Source organism: Massilia sp. 2TAF26 (assembly GCF_052115005.1).
Taxonomy (GTDB): domain Bacteria; phylum Pseudomonadota; class Gammaproteobacteria; order Burkholderiales; family Burkholderiaceae_D; genus Telluria.
Window position 1 is genome coordinate 39,174 of the sequence record NZ_JBFRFV010000007.1, and the last position, 24,602, is coordinate 63,775.

General features: G+C 65.8%; 25 protein-coding genes. 17 read left to right on the forward strand and 8 right to left on the reverse strand.

The genetic code is table 11. From position 1 onward, the window contains the following. On the forward strand, positions 1-723 hold the full coding sequence (phbB, locus tag AB4Z32_RS09320; protein WP_442121565.1) for an acetoacetyl-CoA reductase: 723 nt from the start codon (positions 1-3) through the stop codon (positions 721-723). Between the two features lie 26 nt (positions 724-749). After that, the gene (locus tag AB4Z32_RS09325; protein WP_442121738.1) at positions 750-1,733 is read left to right on the forward strand and encodes a zinc-dependent alcohol dehydrogenase family protein; all 984 of its coding nucleotides are present in this window, start codon (positions 750-752) and stop codon (positions 1,731-1,733) included. Between the two features lie 9 nt (positions 1,734-1,742). Here the strand turns inward: AB4Z32_RS09325 and AB4Z32_RS09330 are convergent, their stop codons facing one another. Genes AB4Z32_RS09330 through AB4Z32_RS09340 form a run of 3 tightly spaced genes read right to left on the reverse strand, consistent with a single transcriptional unit; the run spans position 1,743 to position 4,193 of the window. Further along, positions 1,743-2,879, reverse strand: a complete 1,137-nt coding sequence (locus AB4Z32_RS09330) for a GGDEF domain-containing protein (protein ID WP_442121566.1) — start codon at positions 2,877-2,879, stop codon at positions 1,743-1,745. Then, a complete protein-coding gene (locus AB4Z32_RS09335) occupies positions 2,876-3,334 on the reverse strand; it encodes a hypothetical protein (RefSeq protein WP_442121567.1) in 459 nt (152 codons plus the stop codon). The genes AB4Z32_RS09330 and AB4Z32_RS09335 overlap by 4 nt, the downstream gene beginning before the upstream one ends. A 22-nt stretch (positions 3,335-3,356) precedes the next feature. Then, on the reverse strand, positions 3,357-4,193 hold the full coding sequence (locus AB4Z32_RS09340; protein ID WP_442121568.1) for a universal stress protein: 837 nt from the start codon (positions 4,191-4,193) through the stop codon (positions 3,357-3,359). Between the two features lie 149 nt (positions 4,194-4,342). Here AB4Z32_RS09340 and AB4Z32_RS09345 point away from each other — a divergent pair, with 149 nt between their 5' ends. Together AB4Z32_RS09345 and AB4Z32_RS09350 are read left to right on the forward strand one after the other, a co-directional pair. Further along, positions 4,343-7,054 (forward strand): bifunctional acetate--CoA ligase family protein/GNAT family N-acetyltransferase, encoded by a 2,712-nt coding sequence (locus AB4Z32_RS09345; protein WP_442121569.1) that lies wholly within the window; start codon positions 4,343-4,345, stop codon positions 7,052-7,054. Position 7,055: 1 nt separating this feature from the next. Then, the gene (locus AB4Z32_RS09350; protein WP_442121570.1) at positions 7,056-7,643 is read left to right on the forward strand and encodes an NAD(P)H-dependent oxidoreductase; all 588 of its coding nucleotides are present in this window, start codon (positions 7,056-7,058) and stop codon (positions 7,641-7,643) included. A gap of 11 nt (positions 7,644-7,654) precedes the next feature. Here AB4Z32_RS09350 and AB4Z32_RS09355 read toward each other — a convergent pair whose 3' ends face one another. Both AB4Z32_RS09355 and AB4Z32_RS09360 read right to left on the reverse strand, forming a co-directional pair. After that, on the reverse strand, positions 7,655-9,439 hold the full coding sequence (locus AB4Z32_RS09355; RefSeq protein WP_442121571.1) for a PHA/PHB synthase family protein: 1,785 nt from the start codon (positions 9,437-9,439) through the stop codon (positions 7,655-7,657). Between the two features lie 2 nt (positions 9,440-9,441). Next, a complete protein-coding gene (locus AB4Z32_RS09360) occupies positions 9,442-10,284 on the reverse strand; it encodes a universal stress protein (protein ID WP_442121572.1) in 843 nt (280 codons plus the stop codon). Between the two features lie 209 nt (positions 10,285-10,493). On the opposite strand from AB4Z32_RS09360, the gene AB4Z32_RS09365 reads away from it, so the two are divergent. From AB4Z32_RS09365 to AB4Z32_RS09405, 9 genes are all read left to right on the forward strand, one after another. Beyond that, on the forward strand, positions 10,494-11,987 hold the full coding sequence (locus tag AB4Z32_RS09365; RefSeq protein ID WP_442121573.1) for a sensor histidine kinase: 1,494 nt from the start codon (positions 10,494-10,496) through the stop codon (positions 11,985-11,987). Beyond that, complete coding sequence (locus AB4Z32_RS09370; protein WP_442121574.1) at positions 11,984-12,394, forward strand: response regulator; 411 nt, start codon at positions 11,984-11,986, stop codon at positions 12,392-12,394. The genes AB4Z32_RS09365 and AB4Z32_RS09370 overlap by 4 nt, the downstream gene beginning before the upstream one ends. 1 nt (position 12,395) lies before the next feature. After that, the gene (locus tag AB4Z32_RS09375; RefSeq protein WP_442121575.1) at positions 12,396-13,880 is read left to right on the forward strand and encodes a response regulator; all 1,485 of its coding nucleotides are present in this window, start codon (positions 12,396-12,398) and stop codon (positions 13,878-13,880) included. Next, a complete protein-coding gene (locus AB4Z32_RS09380) occupies positions 13,870-14,514 on the forward strand; it encodes a response regulator (RefSeq protein ID WP_442121576.1) in 645 nt (214 codons plus the stop codon). The genes AB4Z32_RS09375 and AB4Z32_RS09380 overlap by 11 nt, the downstream gene beginning before the upstream one ends. A 122-nt stretch (positions 14,515-14,636) precedes the next feature. After that, positions 14,637-15,410: a helix-turn-helix domain-containing protein gene (locus AB4Z32_RS09385; RefSeq protein ID WP_442121577.1), complete on the forward strand. Its 774-nt coding sequence runs from the start codon at positions 14,637-14,639 to the stop codon at positions 15,408-15,410. An 81-nt stretch (positions 15,411-15,491) separates the two neighbouring features. Beyond that, complete coding sequence (locus AB4Z32_RS09390; protein WP_442121578.1) at positions 15,492-15,932, forward strand: Hsp20/alpha crystallin family protein; 441 nt, start codon at positions 15,492-15,494, stop codon at positions 15,930-15,932. A gap of 11 nt (positions 15,933-15,943) precedes the next feature. After that, on the forward strand, positions 15,944-16,978 hold the full coding sequence (locus tag AB4Z32_RS09395; RefSeq protein WP_442121579.1) for a zinc-dependent alcohol dehydrogenase family protein: 1,035 nt from the start codon (positions 15,944-15,946) through the stop codon (positions 16,976-16,978). Positions 16,979-16,994: 16 nt separating this feature from the next. Continuing rightward, positions 16,995-17,477: a universal stress protein gene (locus AB4Z32_RS09400; RefSeq protein ID WP_442121580.1), complete on the forward strand. Its 483-nt coding sequence runs from the start codon at positions 16,995-16,997 to the stop codon at positions 17,475-17,477. A 48-nt stretch (positions 17,478-17,525) separates the two neighbouring features. Then, positions 17,526-18,155: a cytochrome b gene (locus AB4Z32_RS09405; RefSeq protein WP_442121581.1), complete on the forward strand. Its 630-nt coding sequence runs from the start codon at positions 17,526-17,528 to the stop codon at positions 18,153-18,155. 13 nt (positions 18,156-18,168) lie between these two features. On the opposite strand, the gene AB4Z32_RS09410 is transcribed toward AB4Z32_RS09405, so the two are convergent. Together AB4Z32_RS09410 and AB4Z32_RS09415 are read right to left on the reverse strand one after the other, a co-directional pair. Continuing rightward, positions 18,169-18,732 carry a rhomboid family intramembrane serine protease gene (locus AB4Z32_RS09410; RefSeq protein WP_442121739.1) on the reverse strand — a complete coding sequence of 188 codons (564 nt, stop codon included), beginning with the start codon at positions 18,730-18,732 and terminating at the stop codon, positions 18,169-18,171. 57 nt (positions 18,733-18,789) lie between these two features. Then, positions 18,790-19,017: a hypothetical protein gene (locus AB4Z32_RS09415; protein ID WP_442121582.1), complete on the reverse strand. Its 228-nt coding sequence runs from the start codon at positions 19,015-19,017 to the stop codon at positions 18,790-18,792. Between AB4Z32_RS09415 and AB4Z32_RS09420 the strand changes: the two genes are divergently transcribed. From AB4Z32_RS09420 to AB4Z32_RS09435, 4 genes are all read left to right on the forward strand, one after another. Continuing rightward, a complete protein-coding gene (locus AB4Z32_RS09420; RefSeq protein WP_442121583.1) occupies positions 19,016-20,185 on the forward strand; it encodes an efflux RND transporter periplasmic adaptor subunit in 1,170 nt (389 codons plus the stop codon). The two genes, AB4Z32_RS09415 and AB4Z32_RS09420, sit on opposite strands and share 2 nt — an antisense overlap. Positions 20,186-20,190: 5 nt before the next feature. Next, positions 20,191-22,278, forward strand: coding sequence for an ABC transporter permease (locus tag AB4Z32_RS09425; protein ID WP_442121584.1), 2,088 nt, complete (start codon positions 20,191-20,193; stop codon positions 22,276-22,278). A gap of 67 nt (positions 22,279-22,345) precedes the next feature. Beyond that, positions 22,346-23,092: an ATP-binding cassette domain-containing protein gene (locus AB4Z32_RS09430; RefSeq protein WP_442121585.1), complete on the forward strand. Its 747-nt coding sequence runs from the start codon at positions 22,346-22,348 to the stop codon at positions 23,090-23,092. Beyond that, positions 23,052-23,873, forward strand: a complete 822-nt coding sequence (locus AB4Z32_RS09435) for an ABC transporter permease (protein WP_442121586.1) — start codon at positions 23,052-23,054, stop codon at positions 23,871-23,873. The genes AB4Z32_RS09430 and AB4Z32_RS09435 overlap by 41 nt, the downstream gene beginning before the upstream one ends. A 30-nt stretch (positions 23,874-23,903) precedes the next feature. Here the strand turns inward: AB4Z32_RS09435 and AB4Z32_RS09440 are convergent, their stop codons facing one another. Continuing rightward, positions 23,904-24,593 carry a VIT1/CCC1 transporter family protein gene (locus AB4Z32_RS09440; RefSeq protein ID WP_442121587.1) on the reverse strand — a complete coding sequence of 230 codons (690 nt, stop codon included), beginning with the start codon at positions 24,591-24,593 and terminating at the stop codon, positions 23,904-23,906. Between the last annotated feature and the right edge of the window lie 9 nt (positions 24,594-24,602).

Genomic DNA, 24,602 nt, shown 5'->3' on the forward strand with positions numbered 1-24,602 from the left:
ATGGAAAGGCTTGCATTGGTCACCGGAGGCACGCGCGGACTCGGCAAGGCGATCGCGCTGGCGTTGCGCGATCGCGGCTGCCGGGTGGTCGCCACCTGCCGCGGCGAAGGGCTGGAGGCGCAGCGGATGGAAGAGGAGTGCGGGATTCCGGTCGAGTACTGGGATGTCGCCGACTTCGAGGCCTGCCGGGCCGGTGTCGCGCGGATCCGCGAACGCCTGGGACCGGTCGAGATCCTGGTCAACAACGCCGGCATCACGGCGGATGCGGCGTTCCACAAGATGAGCGAGGCCCAGTGGTGGGATGTCCTGCGCACCAACCTGGGGTCGATGTACAACGTGACGCGCCAGGTGATCGAGGACATGCGCGAACGGCGCTACGGCCGCATCGTCAACATCAGCTCGATCAACGGGCGCAAGGGGCAGGCCGGGCAGTCGAATTACGCGGCGGCGAAAGCCGGCATCCTGGGCTTCACCCGCTCGCTGGCGCTGGAGAATGCTTCCCGCAACATCACCGTCAACGCGGTGGCGCCCGGATATTGCGATACCGCGATGGTGGCCGCGGTTCGACCGGACGTGCTGCAATCCATCGTGGCCGGCATCCCTGTCGGGCGGCTGGGCGAACCCGGGGACGTGGCGCGCCTGGTGGCCTTCCTGGCGGACGAGGCGGCCGGTTTCGTCACCGGCGCGACCTTCGACGTCAATGGTGGCCAGTACATGGCCTGAGCGGAGTTACCGGCATGGATGCCTCGATGACGGCGATGGTGCTCGACGCTCCCGGCAAGGCGCTCCGGCAGGAACGCCGTCCGGTGCCGATGCCGCATGGCTACGATATCCTGATCCGCGTCGTTGCCTGCGCGGTTTGCCGGACCGACCTGCATGTGGTCGACGGCGAGCTGCCGCCGCACCGCCTTCCGCTGGTTCCCGGTCACGAGATCGCCGGGGTGGTGGCCGCCTGCGGCCCACTGGCCACGCGCTGGCGCCCCGGACAACGGGTAGGCGTACCTTGGCTGGCCGGAGCCTGCGGCGAATGTGCGTATTGCCTCGGCGGGCGGGAGAACCTGTGCGCCAAGGCCCGTTTCACCGGCTACGACCGCGATGGCGGATTTGCCGGCTTCACGCTGGCGGACGAGCGCTTCTGCTTCGGCTTGCCGGATGCCTACGACGACCGGCATGTGGCGCCGCTGCTGTGCGCCGGTCTGATCGGCTACCGCGCCTACGCCATGGCCGGTCCGGGGCGGAGGCTGGGTTTGTATGGCTTTGGCGCCGCGGCGCACCTGGTCGCTCAGCTTGCCATCCAGGACGGCCGCGAAGTCATGGCCTTTACCCGTCCGGGCGATGCGCGCTCCCAGGCGTTCGCGCGTTCGCTCGGCGCCCGATGGGCGGGAGGGGCGAATGACGCGCCTCCCGAAGAACTCGACGCCGCCATCCTGTTCGCGCCGGCGGGGGAGCTCGTGCCGCAGGCGCTGGCGTCAACCGCCAGGGGTGGCACCGTCGTGTGCGCCGGTATCCATATGAGCGATATCCCGGGATTTCCTTACTCCCTGCTATGGGGCGAGCGTTGCGTGCGCTCGGTGGCGAACCTGACCCGCGCGGATGGCGCAGCCTTCCTTTCCCGCGTCAGCGACGGGCAACTGAAGACGAGTGTCGTGGTCTACCCGCTGGCCGCGGCAAACCAGGCCCTGGACGATCTGCGCGGCGGGAGGATAGACGGTGCCGCGGTGCTGGTGCCGTAAGGCGAAACCTCAGGCCGCCTGGTGATGCTGGTGTCCGGCCACGACGACGCGGTTGCGTCCGGCCCCCTTGGCGCCGTACAGGGCGCCGTCGGCCTCGCGCAGCAGCGTTTCCCAGTCACATCGGTCGCGGCAGACGCTGATCCCGATGCTGACGGTGCAGCGCAATTCGGATGGTGCGCCGGGAATCTGCTGGCCGGCGAAGGTCTCGCGGATGCGCTCCGCGCACACGGCCGCTTCTTCCGCCCCGGCCTCGGGCAGGACGCAGACGAATTCTTCTCCGCCGACTCGGCCGACGTAATCGCTGGCACGCAAGGTATTCATGCAGGTGGCGACGAGGGCGCGGATCACGGCGTCTCCTGCGGCATGGCCGTAGGTATCGTTGACGCGCTTGAAATGATCGATATCGAGCATCGCGACGGCGAGGGCATGGCCATGGCGCTGCGCCAGCGACAGGTCGTGCCGGGCCAGTTCGGTCAGGTAAGCGCGTGACAGCGCGCCGCTCAGGTTGTCGTAGCGGCATGCGCTCAGAAGTTTTCGTTCGCGCAGCCACGTTTCGCGGCGGATGCGAAGGGACGCCATGCCGAGCATGATGGCCAGCGCGGGCGCCGCAATGCACGCGATCCAGATGGCGAACGCGGCCGCGGAGGGCAGCATCAAGGCGCCGAGAGCGCCATACAACAGTGCGGGAGGCGCGAGTATCCGCAGGCATTGCCTCGGGCGCGGCTCCAGCAGGCCGGCGGCCACCATCCAGAAGAAGAGGGTCGGCATCGCTTCCAGCACCCCATCTCCCAAGGGATGGACGCTGACGGCAAGCGCCACGGCATGGAGGAAATAGACGAAGGACGCGCGGCCGGTCGGGGAGGGACCGGAACGGGGCATCCGGTAAGTGAAGGACGCGGTGGCGACCAGCGCCAGCCGTATGACCAGGCTGCCAGGCGATTGTCCCGTTCCGAGGAGATAGCTCCACAAGCCGGCGCCCAGCACGGCAATGCCGAACACCGCGCAAAAGCCCGGTAGCAGACGTCTCAGGTAGCGGTCGGAGCGGCGCTCGAACAGGCGCGACAGGTCGAGCGGCGACGGCAGCGTGGCGTGTGATGGCGGCGCCGGCGCCGGCGCCAGCGCCAGCGCTTCGTCTGCCTTGTTCATCGCCGGCGCCGCGGCTGTCGTAGCCGCGCCGGAATGGCGTCCTTGCGTTCGGCGGCGAAACGGCAGCGCAGGCGTAACGGGCGAGGCATGCCGGCACGTGCCAGTACCGCCGACAGGCGATGCAGCGAGAGCACGACCGCGAGAGCTGCGGCGATCTGCCGGCCCGTCTCTGCATCTCCGCGTTCGACCCGCGACGCGACCCGGTGCAGGGAGCACAGGATCATCGCGTTTTCGGCCCGCCGTTCGTGCAAGTGACGGTCTCCCAGCAGTTCGAGCAGCAGCTCCTCGTGGCGCAGCCTGGCTTCGACAGCGGCGACCATCGAAGGAAACCCGCGGACGAAAGCGGCGTCCGGCTGCTTCATGATCTCTCGGATCTGGAAGACGAGTTCCGTGTGCAGGTGCCGCAGGGCGGCGCGAACGGGACGTACCCTGTGGGTGCTGGTGGACAGGATCATGATGGCTTGCCTGAAATGCTCGCTAATGGGAAAGAAACACCGGAAGATGAGCCCAGCGTAATACCGTTGTCGTGATCCCTTCGGTCAAGGCTTCGCGCACGCGTGAGTGCCCGTACGCACCCATGACGATCAGGTCCGCATCGGCATCGACCGCTGCCGCCAGGATCGTCATGCCGGGGTCGTCGGACCGAGTTTTGCGGCAGGTGTCGGCAGTGACACCGTGCCGTTCCAGCCAGGCCGCAAGCGCCGTGCATGCTTCGTGCTCGAGACAGGTCGCGGGGAGCTGGGTGCCGATCCCCAGCACGGTGGCATGACGCGCCTGCCTGAGGAGTGGCAGGGCGGCGGCCACCGCGCGCATCGCGCCGGCGCTGCCGTCCCAGGCAACCACGACCTCGCCATCGAGGCGAGGAGAATATTTCGAGCCGGGCATGACCAGCGCCGGATGTCCTCCTTCCAGCAACACCCGTTCCGGCAGGTCGGTCGGGCTCAGGGGATCGATCACCATGCGGTCGGGTTGTCCGAGCACGGCAAGATTGCAATAACGTGCGGCGAGCGGCAGGCCGCCGTCGGCATCGTCGTCGATCAGCCTTGCTTCGAAAGACGAGACGTCTTCCTGTCGCGCCAGCAGAGAGAAGCGGTCGAGCGCCTGCAGGGCTTCGGCGCGCAAGGTCCGGCAGCGCGCGGCAAGCGGACCGCGGCCGGCAGCCAGTACTTCCGGCGGCAGGAAACGCGAGATACCCGTCGTTGCCGCGCCGATCAGGTGGGCGCCGAACCGACGCGCAAGAAGCGCCGCGCAATGGATGCGCGAGGGCGCGCCGTCGCCAAGGTCGACATGCACGAGGATCGACTTGTAGCTCATGGGCTGCTCCGGTGGGGAAGTGCACAAGGTCGAGCCTAATCCGAGGCATTGTGCATGTCTACGACGAAGGCGGCTTTAGCACAATTAACTAGTCATATTTTGACTTGAGTCAAAAATTTGGCGGTCGATCCCGCTAGGCTTTGCGGAACATGAACGAATCGGAACGAGACGCCAAGATGAGCATACGCAACCTCGAGTATTTCTTTCGTCCGCAATCCATCGCGGTGATAGGCGCTTCGAACCGGCCTGGCAGCGTCGGCGCTACGGTTCTGGCCAACCTCGTCAGTGCAGGCTTTCCCGGCCCGATCTGGCCCGTCAATCCCAGGCACCGGCGGCTCGAGGGTCTGCCGGTGGTTCGTGACGCCGCCGACCTGCCGGGAGCGCCGGAACTGGCGGTCATCTGCACCCCTGCCGCGACGGTGCCGGCAATCGTCGCCAGCCTAGGCCGGCTCGGTTGCCGTGCCGCGGTCGTACTCAGCGCCGGGCTGGATGCCACGGGTGGCGATGGCCGCAGCCTGCGCCAGGCCATGCTGGACGCCGCCCGGCCGCATCTGCTGCGCCTGCTCGGACCGAACTGCGTCGGCCTGCTGGTCCCCGGCAGCGCGCTGAATGCCAGCTTCGCCCCGGTGGCGGCGCTGCCGGGACGGATTGCCTTCGTGGCGCAGTCGGGTGCGCTGGTAACCGCGGTGCTGGATTGGGCGCGAGCCCGCCGGATCGGGTTCTCCTGTTTCGTGTCGCTCGGCGACGGCAGCGACGTCGACTTCGGCGACCTGCTGGATTACCTGGCGGACGACAACGGTACCGATGCCATCCTGCTGTATGCGGAGAGCGTACGCCAGGCCCGCAAGTTCATGTCGGCGGCACGCCGCGCCGCGCGCGCCAAGCCGGTTGTGATCGTGAAAGCAGGCAGGGTCGCCGAGGCGGCGCATGCGGCGTTCAGCCACACCGGCGCGCTTGCCGGTTCCGACCTCGTCTACGACGCCGCGATCCGCCGTGCCGGCATGTTGAGGGTCCATACCACCGAGGAACTCTTCGATGCGGCCGCGATGCTGTCCCAGCCGCGCCGGCCGTCAGGGCCGCGCCTGGCGATCCTGACGAACGGGGGTGGCCCCGGCGTGATGGCGACCGATGCCCTGATCGAGGGGGGAGGGCAGCTTGCCCGGCTGGGGACCGCAACCCTGGAGCGTCTTTCGATGGATCTGCCCCCGACCTGGTCACGGGGCAACCCGGTCGACGTCATCGGTGACGCGCCGGTGGAGCGCTACCGGCTGGCACTGGCAGCCCTGCTCGAAGAGCCCGGCACCGACGCCGTGCTCCTGATTCATGCTCCGACCGCCATCGTGCCGAGCGACGCCATCGCGCGCGCGCTGTTGCCGCTGCTGCGCGCAGCCAGGCGTCCGGTGCTGTGCTGCTGGATGGGCGGCGCCAGCGTCGAGCAGGCGCGCGGCTTGTGTGCGGACGCCGGCCTGCCGGTGTTCGATACGCCGGAAGAAGCCGTGCGCGGCTTCCTGCAGCTGCTTGCCTATCAGCGCAACCAACAACTGCTGATGCAGGTTCCCGCGGCCGGGACCATGGTGCCGCCGGACCGCCGGGCTGCCCGGGGCCGCGTCGAGGCGCTCCTGGCCCAGGGAAGCGCCAGGGTCGGCGAAGCCGACGCCAAGGCGATTCTCGCCGCCTATGGCATCCCGGTGGTGCGGACCGAGGTGGTGTCCGATCCGGTGGAGGCAGTGCGGGCGGCCGGCCGGATCGGCTATCCGGTGGCGCTGAAGATTCTTTCGCCGGACATCGCGCACAAGAGCGATGTCGGCGGTGTGGCGCTCGACCTCGCCGATGGACCAGCCCTCGAAGGTGCCGCCGCGGCCATGCTCGCGCGGGTACGCCATCTCCTGCCGGAAGCGCGCCTGGACGGCTTCACGGTACAGGCGATGGCGAGGCGGCCGCGGGCCCATGAACTCATCGCCGGCGTCAGCACGGATCCCCTGTTCGGGCCGGTCGTCCTGTTCGGCCAGGGCGGCGTTGCGGTCGAGGTGACGGGCGACCAGGCGATCGCGCTGCCGCCCTTGAACCGCATACTGGCCGCGGACCTCGTCGGGCGTACCCGGATCGCGCGCCTGCTGGCGGGCTTTCGCGATTACCCGGCGGCCGACATGGAGGCACTCTACGATGTGCTGGTAAGGATCGGCCAGATGATCGCGGACTTGCCGGAGCTGGCCGAGCTCGACATCAATCCCCTGCTGGCGGGCGCCGACGGCGTGATCGCGCTGGATGCGCGCATGCGGCTCGCGCCCGTGCCGCCAGGGCAGGATCCGCTGGCCAGGCTGGCGATCCTGCCTTATCCGGACCGCCTGGAGCGGCAGGTCGAAACGCCCCTGGGAACGCTGACCCTGCGTCCGATACGACCCGAAGATGCGCCGGCGCACCAGGAATTCTTCCAGGCGCTGAGTCCGGAAGACGTGCATTTCAGGATGTTCGGTGCGATGCGGGCGCTGCCGGCAGCCCAGCTGGCGCGTTTCACCCAGATCGACTATGCGCGTGAAATGGCCTTCATCGCCACCCGGCCGCAAGACGGCCGCGACGAAACGCTGGGCGTGGTGCGGGTCGTGATCGATCCCGACGATGTGGAAGGCGAGTTCGCCATCGCGATACGCTCGGCGCTGAAGGGAAATGGCCTGGGCACGCTACTGATGAATTGCCTGATCGACTATTGCCGCGAGCGCGGCCTTGTCCGGTTGCGCGGGGCCGCGCTGGCCGATAACGTCCGCATGCATCGGCTCGCACGGCGCTGCGGCTTCGACGTACACGCCGCAGACGACGGCACGGTCGTGATGAATCTGCAGCTGGCATCAGGAACGGGAGGCTGAGGTGAGCAAGGCGATTCTCATCATCCAGGGACATCCGGATTGCCGCCGCCAGCACCTGTGCCATGCGCTTGCCGATGCCTATGCCGACGGCGCGATTGCCGCCGGCCATGCCGTCGACCGGATCGAACCGGCACGCCTGTGCCTGCCACTGCTCGACAGCGTAGAGGATTGGCAGCACCAGGCACCCATGCCCGAGGTGGCCGCGGCCCAGGAAGCGATCCGGCACGCGCAGCACCTCGCGCTGTTCTACCCCTTGTGGCTCGGCGACATGCCGGCGATGCTTAAAGGTTTCCTGGAACAGGTGGCACGGCCCGGCTTCGCGATCGATCCGGCCGCGCGCAATCCCCTGCGTGCCGGCCTGCTGCGGGGCCGCAGCGCGCGCGTGGTGGTCAGCATGGGAATGCCGGCCAGCCTGTACCGGTGGTTCTACGGCGCCCATGGCGTACGTCTCATGAGGCGCAACATCTTGCGCTTCGCGGGAATCTCCCCCGTGCATACCACGCTGGTGGGCGGCGCCGGCGCCCTCACACCGGAACAGGTGGCGCTCTGGTGTTCCAGACTGAGGCGCTTGGGCGAGTCGGCATCCTGACCAAGACGGGTTCAAGGCGCCAGCACATAGCTTCCGGGCGCGGCCCCGAGGCTGAGGACGGGAGGCGGCGCCGACCTCATCGGACCTGCCCGGCGCGCCAGCCAGGACTCCCATGCCGGCCACCAGCTGCCGTCCCGGTATTCGTTCAGCGCCTGCCATCTGTCGGGGTCGACATAGGGCGCATCCTGCGCATGGGCTGCCATCTGGTAGCTGCGCCCCGGAGTGCCGGGCGGCGATACGACACCTGCATTGTGCCCGCCCGTGGTCAGCAGGAAGGTGACCTCGGTGTCGCTCAGTGGAACGATCTTGTAGACCGAGTGCCAGGGCGCCACGTGGTCGGTGAGCGTGCCGACCGCGAAGATGGGGATGTGGATGTCGGTGAGGGATACCGGGCGTCCATCGACGATGTAGCGGGCGCTGGCCAGGCGGTTCTTCAGGAACAGCTGGCGCAGATACTGGGAATGCATGCGGTAGGGCATGCGGGTGGCATCCGCATTCCATGCGGCCAGGTCGCTGTTCTGGTCCGGAAGATCGAGGAAATAGTGGCGCAGGCGCCGCGACCAGATCAGGTCGTTCGACCGCAGAAGCTGGAAAGCGCCGGCCATCTGGCGCGTGTCGAGGTAGCCCTGCTGCCACATCGCGGCTTCCAGAAAGGCCACTTCGCTGTCGTCGATGAACAGCGACAGCTCGCCAGGCTCCGTGAAGTCGACCTGGGCAGCCAGCAGGGTCATGCTTGCCAGCCGTTCGTCACCGTCGCGCGCCATTGCTGCGGCCGCGATCGCCAGCAGGGTCCCGCCGAGGCAGTAGCCGCAGGCATTCACTTTCGGTGCGCCGGTCTGCTGGATGATGGTGTCGAGCGCTTCCATCACGCCGAGGCGCCTGTAGTCTTCCATGGATAGATCGCGATCTTCGGGACCGGGATTTTTCCAGGAAATCATATAGACCGTATGGCCCAGCTCGACCAGGTAGCGAACCAGGGAGTTATGCGGCGACAGGTCGAGGATGTAATACTTCATGATCCAGGCCGGCACGACCAGCAGCGGCAGCGCGTGTACCGACGGCGTGGCCGGGTCGTAGCGCAGCAGCTCGATCAGGCGGTTGCGCATGACGACCTTGCCTGGGGTTAGCGCAAGCTCGCGGCCGGGACGCGGGCCGGCCGGCGGCGTGCCGCCGACAAGGGCGCGTCGGGCGTCTGCGGCGGCACGAACGGCGCCGTGGATCAGGTTCCAGCCGCCACTGGCGGCGGTGGCCTGCTGCACGACCGGATTCGTGGCGACGAAGTTGGACGGCGCGACACAGTCCAGCAGCTGGCGCGCAACGAAGGTCACGACATCCGTATGATGCGGCGACACGCCGCGAACCGAACTGGTGGCGCGGTGCCACCATTGCTGGGTTAACAGAAAGGACTGGCTGATCTGGTTATATGGCCATGCCCGCCAGGCAGGATCCGAGAATCGCTTGTCCTGGGCCAGGGGCTGTACAGGACTGGCCGAATCTCCGACCATGGCACCGGTGCTGTACTGCAGCCAGCGCTGCAGGCCGGAAAACCCCTGCAGGAGCAATTCTGCTTGCTTGTCGGGCGACAGCAGCAGGTGGCTTGCCCAGTCCTGCCAGGCGCCGGCCAGGGCCGCGGGGGAGATCCAGGCGGTCATCCGGCCCAGCCAGGCATTCAGCACCAGGTCGGCGGAAGCATGCTCGACGCTCGCCTCCGGGTAGCGCGGCCTGCCGCCACCCTGCCATGCGCTGGCTTCGCGCCTGGCATTCGCCGCCGGTGCCGCAAGGGACTGGGGCGCCATCGTCAGTGCGCGAGCAGCAAAGGAACGGGAGAGCGCTGCAGCAGCTCGCGGGTAACGCCGCCCAGAATCCATTCGCGGTAGCGGCTGTGTCCGTAGGCACCGGCCACCAGCAGGCCGGCACCGCTCGTACGGGCGATCGATATCAGGGCGTCGCCGGTGGTGGAACGGGTGCGTTCCACGAGAACGTCGACCTGCACGGCCTGGCGGGCCAGGTAGAGCGCCATGTCGGCTCCCGGTTCCTCGCCATGCAGTTCGGACAGCTCGTCGGGGTTGATCAGCACCAGTTTCACGCTGTCGGCTCGCTGCAGCAGCGGCATGGCGCCATCGATGGCCCGGATCGCCTGCATGCTGCCGTCCCAGCCGACCACGGCGGTTCCCGGGATGGGCTGGTCGCGCCAGGTTTCGGGGACCACCAGCACCGGGCGCGCTCCGTGCAGGGTCACGTGCTCGGGCAGGCCGCGGATACGCACGGGGAGAACGGGATCCTGGTCGGTATCCTGGCTGAGCACCGTCAGGTCGGCGTAGCGCGACTGCATCAGGAGTGCGAAGCGCGGATCGTCCTCGACCAGGCGTGTTTCGAGCGAGGTAAGGCCCAGGTGGCGGGCCTGTTCCGCGAACGCTTCGAGACGCTGGCTGGCGGCGTCCCGCAATCCCTGGAAGTCGCTGTTCTGCATCATCGGCGCCCCCATCGATCCGGTCAGGAGAGCAAAATCGACCCATGACATCCCCGTCATGGCGCTGCCAATCAGGTGGGCATCGTGGGCAAGCGCCAATTGGGCCGCAGCGTGCAGGCGGCCTTGCTGGTGGGGGCTGCCGTCGACATGCACTATGATGGTCTTGTACATTTCGGCTTCCTTTCAGTGACGTGTTCAATGGTGGGACGGATACCGTCAACGCCACTGTATTACCGGATGTTGCCGGCGTCAGGCTTTGACTTGACGGAGATCAAAAACGGGCTAACTTTTGTCAGTGGCTTCCAAAATCAGCTCAAAGTCTTTGATACTGAGCAAAATATTCTTTATGATGGCCGAGTTCGTGTATTGACATGGCAGCCATGAATTCCGATCACATCGACACGCGTCTCGACTGGCTTCTGACGGCGGCCCGCGATCCCATGCTGGTGTGCGATGCCGCCGGCGTCATCGTGAGGGCGAACCCGCCGCTTGCGGCGCTGTTCGGATGGCCGCTCGAAGATCTGATCGGGGAGCCGGTCGAAATCCTGGTTCCTGCGGAGCTGCGGAGGCGGCATGCGGTCCTGCGCAGCCATGGGAGTCCGGGGCGGGCCATGGGCAACGGACGTTTCACGGCAGTCGACCAGGCCGGCAATGAGTTCCCGGTCGAGGTCAGCCTCTCGCCACTTCACGACGAGGGCATTGCGCTGACACTGGCGACCATCCACGACGTGCGCGCCAGGTCGAGCGCCGAGCAGGGCCTGCGCGACAGTGAGGCACGCATGCGCGCGGTGTTCGAGACCGCGGCGGACGGCATCATCACGATCGACCAGCGCGGCCTGATCGAGCGCGTCAATCCGGCCGCCGAGCGCATGTTCGGCTATGAGGAAGCCGAGCTCGCCGGACGTAATGTCTCGGTCCTGATGCCTTCGCCGGACCGCGAGCGCCACGACGGCTACCTGCGCCATTACATCCGTACCGGCGAACGGCGGATCATCGGCAGCGGCCGCGAGGTCCATGGCTTGCGCAAGGATGGCGCCGTGTTTCCGATGGAGCTCGCGGTGACCGAAATGCGGATCGGCGACGCACGCATGTTCACCGGACTGGTGCGCGACATCACCGCACGCAAGGACAGCGAAAGGCAGGCGGCCGCACTCCTGCAGGAATTGCGTGCCGCCAACGAGGAACTGGGCAATTTCGCCTATGTCGTATCGCACGACCTGAAGGCCCCCCTGCGCGCGATCGGTGCGCTCGCCGACTGGCTGGCCACCGACTATGCCGACCGCTTCGATGACGAAGGCCGCGAGCACATGCGGCTCCTGATCAGCCGGGTCCACCGGATGGGGGGACTGATCGACGGCATCCTCCAGTATTCGCGCCTGGGACGGGAAGGTGGCACCCTGCGCATGGTCGACCTGAACATGGCGGTGGCCGAGGTCGTGGACCTGTTGGCGCCGCCGCCGTCGATCGTGGTCACGGTGGCTGCCGGCATGCCCACGCTCTGGACCGAACCAACCCGTATCCGCCAGGTCTTCCACAACCTGATCTCGAACGCCATCAAGTACATGGACAAGCCCGCAGGGATGATCGCCGTGAGCTGCGTCGAGGAAGACGATTGCTGGCGCTTCGAGGTGGCGGACAATGGCCCCGGCATCGACCGCCGCCATTTCGAGCGCATCTTCCAGTTGTTCCAGACCCTGGCCCCGCGCGACCGGGTCGAAAGCACCGGCGTGGGACTGGCCCTGGTGAAGAAGATCGTCGAGATGCTTGGAGGGCGGGTCTGGGTCGAGTCGATCCTGGGCGAAGGCAGTACCTTCTACTTCACGATCCCGAAAATGCATCGCAAGGCGTCACTGGAGTCACTGGAAAATCGATGAAATCATCCCTCAGGCCGATACTGCTGATCGAGGACGACCAGGTCGACGTTCTCACCACCCGGCGCGCGCTCAAGGAAATCCATGTCACCAATCCGCTCGTGGTGCGCGAGAACGGCGAAGAAGGACTGGCGTGGCTGCGCAACAGCGCCGAACAACCCTGTCTCGTGCTGCTCGACCTGAACATGCCGGTCATGAACGGCATCGAATTCCTGGAAAACGTCAAGCGCGACACGCGCCTGCGCGGTATCCCGACCGTGGTGCTGACGACTTCGGAAGAACAGGAAGACAAGGCGCGCAGCTTCGACCTCGGCATCGCTGGCTACATGACCAAGTCCGTGGACTATCGCCGCTTCGTCGAGGTCATGCGTTCGATCGACCGGTACTGGACCATGAGCGAGTCTCCCTGAGATGAACACGATTCTTGTCTTGCTCGTCGAGGACGACGTGGTCGACCGCATGGCATGCCGGCGGCGGCTGGCCGGAAATCCCGCGGGACGCTTCCGCCTGGTGGAGGCGGAAGGCGGCGAGCAGGGGCTGGCATTGGCGGCGAGCATGCGGCCGGATTGCATCCTGCTCGACTACCGCCTGCCCGACCTGTCCGGATTCGAGTTCCTGGACCGGCTCAGGGCCGACCCCGAGGAGGCCGTGCGCACCATTCCGGTACTGATGCTCACTGGGGCGGACAGCGCCGCCATCGCCATCGAAGCGATGCGCCGCGGTGCCCGCGACTACCTGGTCAAGGACGCCGAGGGAGCTTATCTCGAACTGGTACCGGCGACGATCGAGCGCCTGCAGCGCGAACGGCGCCTGGTGAAGGAGAAGCGCCAGGCGGAGGCCAGGTTCCGTACCCTCGTCGAGCAGATCCAGGCGATCAGCTACATCGTCGCGAAGGACCGTCCCGACCGCCTGCACTACATTAGTCCGCAAATCCGGCTCCTGGGCTATACGCCGGAAGAATGGCTGGCCGACCCCGGACTGTATGCGGCCAGCATGTTTCCTGATGAGCGGGAAGGCTTGCTTGCCGAAATCCTGCGTTGCCGGCGTACCGGCCTGCCGTTGCGGCTGGAGTATCGCCTGCATACGCGTAGCGGCGAGCCGTTGTGGTTCCGCGACCAGGCCGGCATCGTGTACGACGAAGCGGGACAAGCCCTGTTCATGCAGGGTACTTTGATCGACATTACCGCCAACAAGCTGGTGGAGCAGAGGCTGACCGAAGCCCGCGACGAACTCAGGCGGCTGGCGGCGTACCAGGAAAGGATCAGGGAGGGCGAACGCCAGCGGATCGCGCGCGAGGTCCATGACGAGCTCGGTGGTCTGCTCACCGGCATCAAAGCCTACATTTCGGTCATCGGCGAACGCCGGGCGCAAGCGGGACAGGGAGTGGATCCCCTGTTGGGAGAGGCGTCCGCGCTGGCGCAGGATGCCATCGATACGGTCCGGCGCGTGATCACCGAACTGCGCCCCAGCGTACTGGACCAGCTGGGTATCTGGGCGGCGCTGGAGTGGTACTGTGCAAGGATCGCACAGCGCACCGGCCTCGAGTGCCGTTGCGAGATCGAACCCGCCGCGGCGGCGATCGCCATGGATCCCGACGCCAGCATCATGCTGTTCCGGATCGTGCAGGAAGCGATGACGAACATCCAGCGGCATGCCGACGCAAGAAGAATGCGGCTCGCGGTCAGCTGTGCAAACGGCAGGATGACCGTCACGATCGAGGACGACGGGCATGGCATCGCCGCGGCGGATGGATCGCCGGCCGGCACCTCGTGGGGGATCCTCGGCATGCAGGAGCGCTCGCGCAGCCTTGGCGGGGAGCTGACCGTCGCGCCGCGCCCGGGAGGCGGCACGGTCGTGACGCTACAGGTACCGATGGAAGCCCATCATGTCGCTTGATCCCATTACCGTGCTGCTGGTCGACGACCATGCCATTGCCCGTAACGGCGTGCGCCTGATGCTCGGAACGGCCGGCGACATCGAGGTGACCGGCGAGGCCGCCGACGGCCAGAAAGCGCTCGAACTGGTGCGGCACCAGGCTTTCGACGTGGCCCTGCTCGACATTACCATGCCCGGCATGAACGGCCTGGACCTGCTGCGGCAGCTGCGTAGCCTGCGTCCGGGCATGGCGGTGCTGATGCTGAGCACCTATGCGGAAGAGATCTACGCGGTGCGCGCCCTGAAGCAGGGGGCTGCCGGCTATCTGACCAAGGATGCGCCAACGGCCGTGCTGATCGAAGCCGTACGCCGCGCCGCAACCGGCCATAAATATGTCAGCCCATCCCTGGTGGACAAGCTGGCCGCGCTGGTCAGCGGCGACGATCATGCGGGCGGCCATGACACCTTGTCGAACCGCGAACTCGAAGTCTTCAAGCTGATCGCGCAAGGCGAAGCACTGGTCCAGATCGGCGAGCGTTTGCACCTGAGCCCCAATACGGTTACTACCTACCGCGCCCGCATCCTCGACAAGATGGGCATGACGAGCAACGCCGAACTGACCCGCTACGCGCTCGAGCACGGTTTGATCCAGTAGGTGAAACCCTACGTCCGATGTCGGGCGGCCCTGACCGCACCCTGACGGATTGCGCGCTGCCGGCGGCCCCGATCCAGTCCGATACTGCCTGCATGGTTGTCAGAACATGCAAGGAACAGGCGATGACTGAACAGACATACCGGATCGCTCCCGCCGCCAGGCTGGACGGGAACGACATCGATGCCGGCGGCAAGTGCGGGCGCTGCGCATACCGCAGCTTATGCCTTCCATTCGGCTTGAGCGACCATGACCTGGCGCGGCTGGAAGGCGTGATCGGCTGCCGCCGGCGGCTCGGGCGCGGCGATGTGCTGTTCCGTGTCGCCCAACCCTTTGCGAATCTGTTCGCGGTCCGCTTCGGCCACTTCATGACCTGCCGCAGCGACCACCGCGGCGAGCGCTACATCACCGGATTCCAGATGGCCGGCGACCTGCTCGGCATGGACGCGATCGGTAACGGCGAGCATGCGAGTACCGCGATCGCGCTCGAGGACAGCGAGGTGTGCGAGATTTCCTATGCCCGGCTGCGACAGATTATGGCGGAGATCCCGCAGGTGATGGACCACTTCCACCGGACGATGAGCCAGGAAATCCTGCGCGACCAGTCGGCGATCCGCTTTCTCGGCATCCTGCGCGCGGACGAGCGCATGGCCAGCCTGATGCTGAACCTGTCGGCACGCTATGCAATGCGCGGCTTCTCGCCGCGCCGATTCCAACTCCGCATGTCCCGCGACGACATGGCGCGCTACCTGGGACTCAAGCTGGAAACCGTGAGCCGGCTGCTTGCGCGCTTCCGCGAACAGGGGCTGATCCGACTGGAGCGCCGGGAACTCGAGATCCTCGACATGCGGCGACTCGAGGCGCTGGCTGCCGGCACCCACGAGGACAGCATCGCCTGAGGCATCGCGCAGGCGTGCTCCGCCGGTGCCACGCCTGCCGCTTACCCCATCGCATCGGCACCTCTCAAGGGAGAATCCATCATGGCAAATCATCTCACCCCATTCGAACCGTTTGCCGACCTGATGCCATTCGGTTCGGCCCGCGGGTTCGACGAACTGCTCCGCGAATTCGGCCGGCCGGGACTGTTGCAGCAGGAGGTCCCATCGATCCGGCTGGACGTCGAGGAGACCGACCAGGCCTACGCCATCACGGCCGATATCCCGGGCGTCAAGAAGGAAGACATCAAGGTTCAGATCGACGGCAACCAGGTCACCATCTCCGCCGAGCGCAAGCACGAGAGCGAAGAGAAGAAGGGCAACACGGTGCGCAGCGAGCGCCACTGGGGACAGCAGTACCGCGCCTTCACGCTGCAATGCCCGGTCGACGATGGCAAGGCCGAGGCACGCTACGAAAACGGCGTCCTCAAGCTCACCTTGCCGAAGAAGGCACAGGCGGGTACGCATCGGCTCAAAGTCCATTGAGGACAGCCGCCATGCGAGCGCTAGTCTACAAGGGACCGGGCGCCAGGATGCTGGAAGAACGGCCGAAGCCCGCCATCCAGCAGGCGGGCGACGCCATCGTACGCCTGACGCGCACCACCATCTGCGGCACCGACCTGCACATCCTGAAAGGCGATGTGCCGAGCTGCCGGCCCGGTACGATCCTCGGCCACGAAGGCGTCGGGATCATCGAGGCGGTCGGCGGTGCTGTCAGCGGCTTCCAGCCGGGTAACCATGTCCTGATCTCGTGCATCACCTCGTGCGGCCGCTGCGAGTATTGCCGGAAGGGGATGTATTCGCACTGCGTCGATGGCGGCTGGATACTCGGCAACCGGATCGACGGCACCCAGGCCGAATACGTGCGTATCCCGCACGCCGACTTCAGCCTTCACCACATTCCTGCGGGAGCCGATGAAGAAGCGCTGACCATGCTCAGCGACATCCTGCCGACCGGGTTCGAATGCGGTGTCCTCAACGGCAAGGTGCAGCCAGGCTGCAGCGTCGCCATCGTCGGTTCCGGTCCGATCGGCCTGGCGGCATTGATGACGGCCCAGTTCTTTGCTCCCGCCGTCATCGTCATGATCGACCCGGACAAGCATCGCCTCGAGATCGCCCGGCGCTTCGGCGCAAGCCACGTCCTGTCGCCGGACCAGGGCACCGTGGCGCAGGTCCAGTCCCTGACCGAAGGACGGGGCGCCGATGTCGTCATCGAGGCGGTCGGCATCCCGGCCAGTTTCGAGCTCTGCGAGGAGCTGGTGGCGCCCGGCGGCACCATCGCGAACGTGGGCGTGCACGGAACCAAGGTCGATCTTCATCTCGAGCGCCTGTGGTCGCATAACATCACGATCACGACACGCCTCGTGGACACGGTGACCACGCCCCAGCTGCTGAAGGCGGTCACGGCGCACAAGCTGGAACCGGCTTCGCTGGTGACCCACCGCTTCCGCCTCGAGGAGATGGACAAGGCCTATGACACCTTCGGGCGGGCGGCCGAAACCCATGCGATGAAAGTCATCATCGAGGTCTGAGTGCAAAGGGGCGATCATGATTATCGAGAACATATGTGTCGCAACGGACGGTTCGGACGTGGCGGTCCGGGCCGCACAGATGGCGGTGCTGCTGGCGCATGACGGCGGCGGGCGGATCGTGGCGGTCTCGGTGGCGCAGCCGCAATTTTCGCTGGCCCCGGCAGCGGCATCCACGCGCGAGGTGGAGGCCGCTATCGAACTTGCCCTGAAAGCGGCACGCGCGCATGTCGATACGGTGGCGCGCATTGCGAAGGCCGGTGGCGTCGCATGCGAGACCCTGATCAAGCTTGCCTCATCGCCGGGGCCGGAGATCGTAAGGACGGCGGAGGACTATCGGTGCGACCTGATCTTCATGGGTTACCACGGTCCCTCCGCGCTGGACCGGTCTTACGCCGGCAGTGTTGCGCAGCAGGTATTGGCGTGTTCGGCGATTCCGGTGCTGGTATTGCGCGACCCCAGGGAGACCACCAAGCCGGAGTTCAGCGATATTTCCGCATAATGAACGACACGCGTCAGAAACTGAACAGTGCACCGGTTCCGTGTTAAGGTGGACGAAAAAATCCTGCGAGTGAAAATCATGAAAGATAGCGTCGACGGACAAGCATATTCACCGGCGGCGAAAGGCCTGCATTGGACGATCGTCCTGCTTTTGACGGTTCAGTTCACGAGCGCTTTCGTGCTGCCGCACATCGGCCGCAATACCCAGCCAAGCGATGTGATCGACCTGCATTTTTCCGTCGGTGTTCTCATCCTGATCGTCATGGCGGCAAGGTTCGTCCACCGGCTGATCCATCCTGTTCCGCTGGAAGTTCACGACGCCCCGCCATGGGAGCGGCTGGCGGCCAAGGCCACCCACCAGGTGTTCTATTTGATCCTGCTGGTGGGGCCGTTCCTGGGGTGGGCATCCGCGTCCGCGCACCGCCTTCCGGTCAGCCTGTTTGGTCTCGTTCCATTGCCGGCACTCGCGGCACCGGGCGCTGCCTGGGCGAACGAGGCCGGCGATATCCACTCGACCGCGATGTGGGTACTCCTTTGGCTGGTCGGATTGCATGTCGCCGCGGCGCTATATCACCATCTGGTTCGGCACGACGGTACTTTGCTGCGGATGCTGCCCGCGGCGAAAGCTGGTGCGCGAAGACGGGCAACGCGACAAATGGACCGGCAGGCCAGCGACTGACCCCGGCCCGTCATCAGGGATGTGCCGGTCGGTTCATGCGGCGCAGCACAAAGAACGCACCGGCCATGCCGCCGAGGTGGGCGAAATGCGCGACCCCGGCATCCGTTCCCATGACGCCGAGCGCGAGTTCGAGCACTGCATAGAGGCTGATAAACAGCCACGCGGGCATGGGAATGGGCGGGAACAACAAGACCACGATACGCCGCGGGAAATACATGGCATACGCCAGGAGAATGCCGAAGACGCCACCCGAGGCGCCTACCGTCGGATAGTGGGTATCGCTGGCATAGGCCACCACCAGCTGCGTCACGCCTGCACTCAGCAGGCTCACGACATACAGTTTCAACACGGTCGCCCTGCCCAGCAGTGCCTCCACGTCGCGCCCGAACATCCACAAGCCAAACATGTTGACAGCGAGGTGACCGGCGTTCGCGTGCAGGAAGGCATAACTGACGAGTTGCCATGGCGTGAACCCGCTGCCCAGCGGCCATAGGGCGAGACTAGCCGCCAGTTCAGGGTCCAGGTTCGACTGCAGGATAAAGGCAGTCACATTGGCAAAAATCAGAATGGAAACGATCGACATGGCGCGGTTTGCGAGGACGAGCCTGATGTTGCACTGCTTTTCGAATTCGCTTTAACGTAAATCCAAACCGGTTTTGACTACGGTCAAAAAAAACAAGAAATTACTTTGCTGCTGATTGCCGTGAGCTTCGATTCGGCTAGTTCGAGACATATACTCGAACAGTAAGCCCTCGAGCTCAAGCTTTTGTAAGTCGATATCGGCCATGCTGACGGAGAAAAGCACAATACCGGCGTATTCCGGGACCGGCGCCTCGCGGCCGGCGGGCAGGCGCGCGGTCATGACCGCTGCCATCCTGGTGGCATTGCTCGTCGCGCTGACCCTTGCCTATCGATGGCGCCAGACGGCAGCTGCCGAACCCCACTACACGACGGCCACGGTGGGACGGGGCACCGTGGCCACGGTGGTCGTCTCTAGCGGCACCATCAACCCCATCACGACCGTCCAGGTCGGCACCTATGTGTCGGGCGTGATCCGAACCATCCTGTGCGATTTCAATACCCAGGTCAAGGCGGGCCAGCTATGCGCGAAGATCGATCCGCGCCCTTACCAGACGGCGGTGGAGCAGGAAACCGCCTTGCTCGAAACGGCGCGCGCACAGCTGGTCAAGGATCGAGCCAACCTCGACTATACCCAGGGCGTCGACCAGCGCGATGCAGCATTGCTGCAGCGCGGCTTCCTGTCCCAGGATGCCGCCGACAGCGCGCGCAATGCCTACAGGCAGGCACAGGCACAGCTGGTATTCGACGAAGCGGCAGTCAGGCAGCATGCGGCACAGCTGCAGGCCGCCCGCATCAACCTGGGCTATACCGACATCATTTCGCCGGTCGACGGGACCGTCGTGTCGCGCAACGTCACCCAGGGCCAGACCGTCGCCGCAAGCTTCCAGACGCCGACGCTGTTCCTGATCGCAACCGATCTCACGAAGATGCAGGTCGACACGAATGTCAGCGAGTCCGACATCGGCCGCGTCGCCACCGGCAATGCCGCCACGTTTACCGTTGCCACGTTTCCGGATCGGCAGTTCACGGGTAAGGTGACGCAGGTAAGACAGGCGCCGCAGACCGTCCAGAACGTGGTGACCTACGATGTGATCGTCAGCGCCCCGAACCCCGAGCTGCTGCTCAAGCCGGGCATGACCGCATCGATCAGGATCGTCACCAGTCATGCGGATAATGTGCTTCGCGTCCCGGAACAGGCCCTGCGTTACCGTCCCGCTTCGCTGACGGGCGCGGAAGCCGGCGCTCCTGGCGGACCTGCCGCGCAATTATGGATCCTGGCAGACGGCAAACCGCGCCGGGTTGCCGTCGTGACCGGACTTGTCGACGACAGTCATGCCGAAATCGTGAACGGGCCGCTGCGCGAGGGCGACCAGGTGATCGTGTCCGAGAGCGCTGCGCATGCCCGGGCGGCCCCGGCGAGCCGGCCGGGCCTGGCGCCGCCACGGTAGGTGCCATGAAGCAGGCGTGCATCGAGATCAGGAACGTCACCCGTACCTACCGGGTTGGCGACATCGACGTAAACGCATTGCGTGGCGTCAGCCTGAGGATCGATCGCGGCGAATTCGTCGCCATCATGGGATCTTCCGGATCGGGCAAATCGACTCTGATGGCAATCCTTGGCTGCCTGGATCGGCCGACCAGTGGCGAATACTATTTCAACGGCGTCGATGTCGCCCGGTTGGGGGAGCCCGAACTGGCGCAAATCCGCAGCGAACAGCTCGGCTTCGTGTTCCAGAGTTTCAATCTGCTACCACGCACCAGTGCGCTGGAGAATGTGGCGCTGCCGCTGTTTTATGCGAGCACGGCAAGCCCGCAAGCTGCGCAGCGGAACGAGCGTGCCCATGCGGCGCTCGCCATGCTGGGCCTCGCTGAACGCGAGGGCAACACACCGGCCCAGCTGTCGGGTGGGCAGCAGCAGCGCGTCGCCATCGCGCGCGCGCTGATCAATACGCCGAAGCTGTTGCTCGCGGACGAACCCACCGGCAATCTTGATTCGCGCACCTCGCACGACATCATGGATACCCTGGTGCGCCTGAATGCCGAACAGGGCGTGACCGTCGTCGTCGTCACCCATGAGCCGGATATCGCCGCCTATGCGCAACGCGTGGTCACGATGCGGGACGGCGACGTGATCTCAGACGAACGACGCGCAAGCGGCCCAGCAGGATCCGGGTTGGCGGACGATGTCGCCGGGTTGCGGCAGGCCCGTCCCGACGGGGCCCGCCGCATGCCGTCATGGGCCTTCAGCCGCATGATCCTGGTGACGGCGGCGCAGGCGCTGGCACGCAACAGGACACGGTCGGTGCTGACCATGCTCGGGGTCTTCATCGGCGTGGCCGCATTGATCGCGATGATCGCGGTCGGCCAGGGCGCCAACGAAGCGGTGCGCAAGCAGATAGAGAGCCTGGGCACCAACATGTTCGTCGTGGTGCCGGGCGCGAATACCAGTGGCGGCGTGCGCGCGGGCTTCGGCAGCGCCTCGACCTTGACGGTCGCCGATGCCGAGGCGATTAGGCGCGACAGCGTCCATGTCGGCGCCGTCGCCTACCTGATCCGCCAGAACGGCCAGGTCCAGTATCGCGACCTGAACTGGAGCACGACCATCCAGGGCGTGACCGCAAGCTATCCGCCGATCACCCACTGGCGTGTGGTGGAAGGGCGCATGCTGAGCGACGGCGACGACACCGGGGCCGCGCTCGTCGCGGTCATCGGGGATACCCTCCGTCGCCAGTTGTTTGCGCCGGACGAAAGCCCGGTGGGTGCCGTCATCCTCGTTCGCGGCATCCCACTGCGTGTGGTGGGGCTGTACGCGGCCAAAGGACAGACGGCGTATGGCCAGGATCAGGACGACCTGCTGATGATTCCCTTCGGAACGGCGGAACGCAAGGTGCTGGGGGTGGCGACGCCGACCCAGCAGCCGGCCCTCAACCCGCCCTATCCACAGGCGCCCAATCCTTTCGGACTGCAACCGCGGCTGACAGGCTACGTCAACCAGATCTACGTGCAGGCGGCCAGCGCCGCCGAGGTACCCGCCGCGATCGATGAGGTGAACGCCAAACTGTCTTCGAGGCACCGCATCAAGCCGGGCAACACACCCGATTTCAATGTGCGCAACCTGAGCCAGATCGCCGACACGGCGGCGGGCAGCAGCCGTATCATGGCGATGCTGCTGGCCGTCGTGGCATCGATCTCGCTACTGGTGGGTGGCATCGGCATCATGAATATCCTGCTCGTGTCCGTCACCGAGCGCACGCGGGAAGTCGGCTTGCGCATGGCGATAGGCGCGCATCGCAGCCACGTCCTGCTCCAGTTCCTGGCCGAGGCGGTGTTCATGAGCGTGATCGGCGGCATGGCCGGGATCGTTGCCGGCGTCGCCGCGACCTATACCATCGCACTGGTCGCCAAGTGGCCGACCTTCATCTCGCCGGCGGCCGTCGCGGGGGGCTTCCTGTTCTCCGCCGTGATCGGCATCTTCTTCGGCTACTACCCGGCGCGCAAGGCGGCGCGCCTCAACCCGATCGAGGCATTGCGCTATGAATGAGCCCCGATCTGGGAACGGAGGACCGGCAGTCGAACTGCGCTCGCTGACGCGCCGCTTCGGGAACCTGATGGCCGTGAACAAGGTGACGATGGCGGTCGCATCCGGCTCGATCTTCGGTCTGCTCGGCACGAACGGCGCCGGCAAGACGACCGTCATCAAGCTCCTGACAACCCTGCTGGCGCCCACTGAAGGCACGGCACTCGTGGTTGGCCACGACATCCGGACCGAGCCGGTCGAAGTGCGGCGCTCTCTCGGCTACGTGTCGCAGATGCTGTCGTCGGATGGCGAATTGAGCGGTTACGAGAACCTCCTGATTTCCGCCAAGCTGTATCGGATCCCGCGTGCCGCGAGAAAACCGCGGATCGAGGAGGCGCTGGAATTCATGGAGCTGGCGCCGGTTGCCGATCGTCTCGTCAAGCACTACTCGGGCGGGATGATCCGGCGCCTGGAAATCGCCCAGGCGATGCTGCACCGGCCGGCCGTCCTGTTTCTCGACGAACCGACCGTCGGGCTCGACCCGGTCGCACGCCATGGCGTTTGGCAACGCATTCGCGAGCTGCGCGAGGAATTCGGCACCACGATCATGATGACGACGCACGACATGGATGAAGCCGACCAGCTATGCGAGATGCTCGCGTTCATGCATCGGGGAAATCTTGTTGCGCAGGGCACGCCAATCGAACTGAAGGCGCGGCAAGGCGGCAAGGCGACGCTCGACGATGTGTTCATCGAGTTGACAGGCAGCTCGGTCATCGAACCTGAGGACTACAAGAATGTCGCCGCAATCCGCCGCACCTTCCAGCGCCTCGAATAAGGTCAAGACCATGCGCGATGCCGCCGGCCAGATGCTGGCCGTCGCCGAAGCCGACATACGCAAGCTGCGCCACGATCCAAGCGAACTCATCACGCGGATGGCGCAGCCGGCGTTGTGGCTGCTCATCTTCGGACAGGTGCTGGCGCGTGCCCATGCGATACCGACCGGGCGGATTGGCTATGTGGAATTCGTCGCTCCCGGCATTCTCGCCCAGAGCGTGCTGTTCGTCGCGATCTTCTATGGCGTTTCGCTGATCTGGGAGCGCGACCTGGGCATCGTCCAGAAATATCTGGTGAGCCCGGCGCCGCGTTCGGCCCTGGTGGGCGGGCGCGCCATATCGTCCGGCGTGCGTGGCGTGTCGCAGGCGATTGTCGTCTACCTGCTGGCGGCGCTGCTGGGAGTGCCATTGCGGCTCACTATTCTGGATGGCATTGGCGTCATCGCGACGGTCATGCTCGGCTCAGCCGTGTTCTCGACGTTTTCACTGATCATTGCGTGCCTGGTCAAGACCCGCGAGCGTTTCATGGGAATAGGGCAGATACTGACGATGCCGCTCTTCTTCGCGAGCAACGCTATCTATCCGCTCAATATCATGCCGCCCTGGCTGCGTGGCATCGCCGTCGTCAATCCCTTGACCTACCAGGTCGATGCATTGCGGCGCCTGATGATCGCGAATGCCGATAGCGTGTTCGGACTGGATGTCGACTTTCTGGTCCAACTGGCCATCCTGATGGTATTGATGCTGATAGCGACCTGGCTCTATCCGCGGATCGTGAATTGAGCACGCCGATTGATAGTTCCGCAGTGCGGTTCATATGCCTACCTTGAAGAGGCTGCCGATGGCAATCGTCGAGCCCATCGCAAGCGCGCTCCAGCAGGTGACGCGGATCGCGGCCGGCAGGGCAGGTGCGCCGCCGGTCTTCGCGGCGAGCGCCCCGAGGCAGGCAAGCCCGGCCAGGGTGGCCGCCACCAGCACGGCAACCAGCAGCCTGGCCGGGGTGAAGGCCGTGATCGCCAGCGGCATCGCTGCCCCGACGGCGAAGCTCAGCGCCGACGCGAGTGCCGCCTGCAGCGGACGCGCTTGCGTGGATGCATGGATTCCCAGTTCGTCGCGGGTATGCGCACCGAGCGCGTCGTGCGCCATGAGCTGGGTCGCAACCCGACGAGCCAGATCCTGGTCCAGGCCCCGCTGCATATAGATCGCAGCCAGCTCGCGGTGTTCGGCTTCGCCGTCATGCGCCAGCTCGGCCGTTTCCTGCCTGATGGCAGCCTTTTCCGTATCGGCCTGGGAGGCGACCGAGACATATTCGCCGGTGGCCATCGACATGCTGCCGGCCACCAGACTGGCAAAGCCCGTCAACAGCATGCTGCCGTGCGAAGCCTGGGCCGCGGCAATGCCGACAAGCAGGCTGGCGGTCGAGATCATGCCGTCGTTCGCTCCAAGCACAGCTGCACGCAGCCAGCCGAGGTGTTCCATCCGGTGCGATTCTTTGTGCCTCATTGCAGCCCG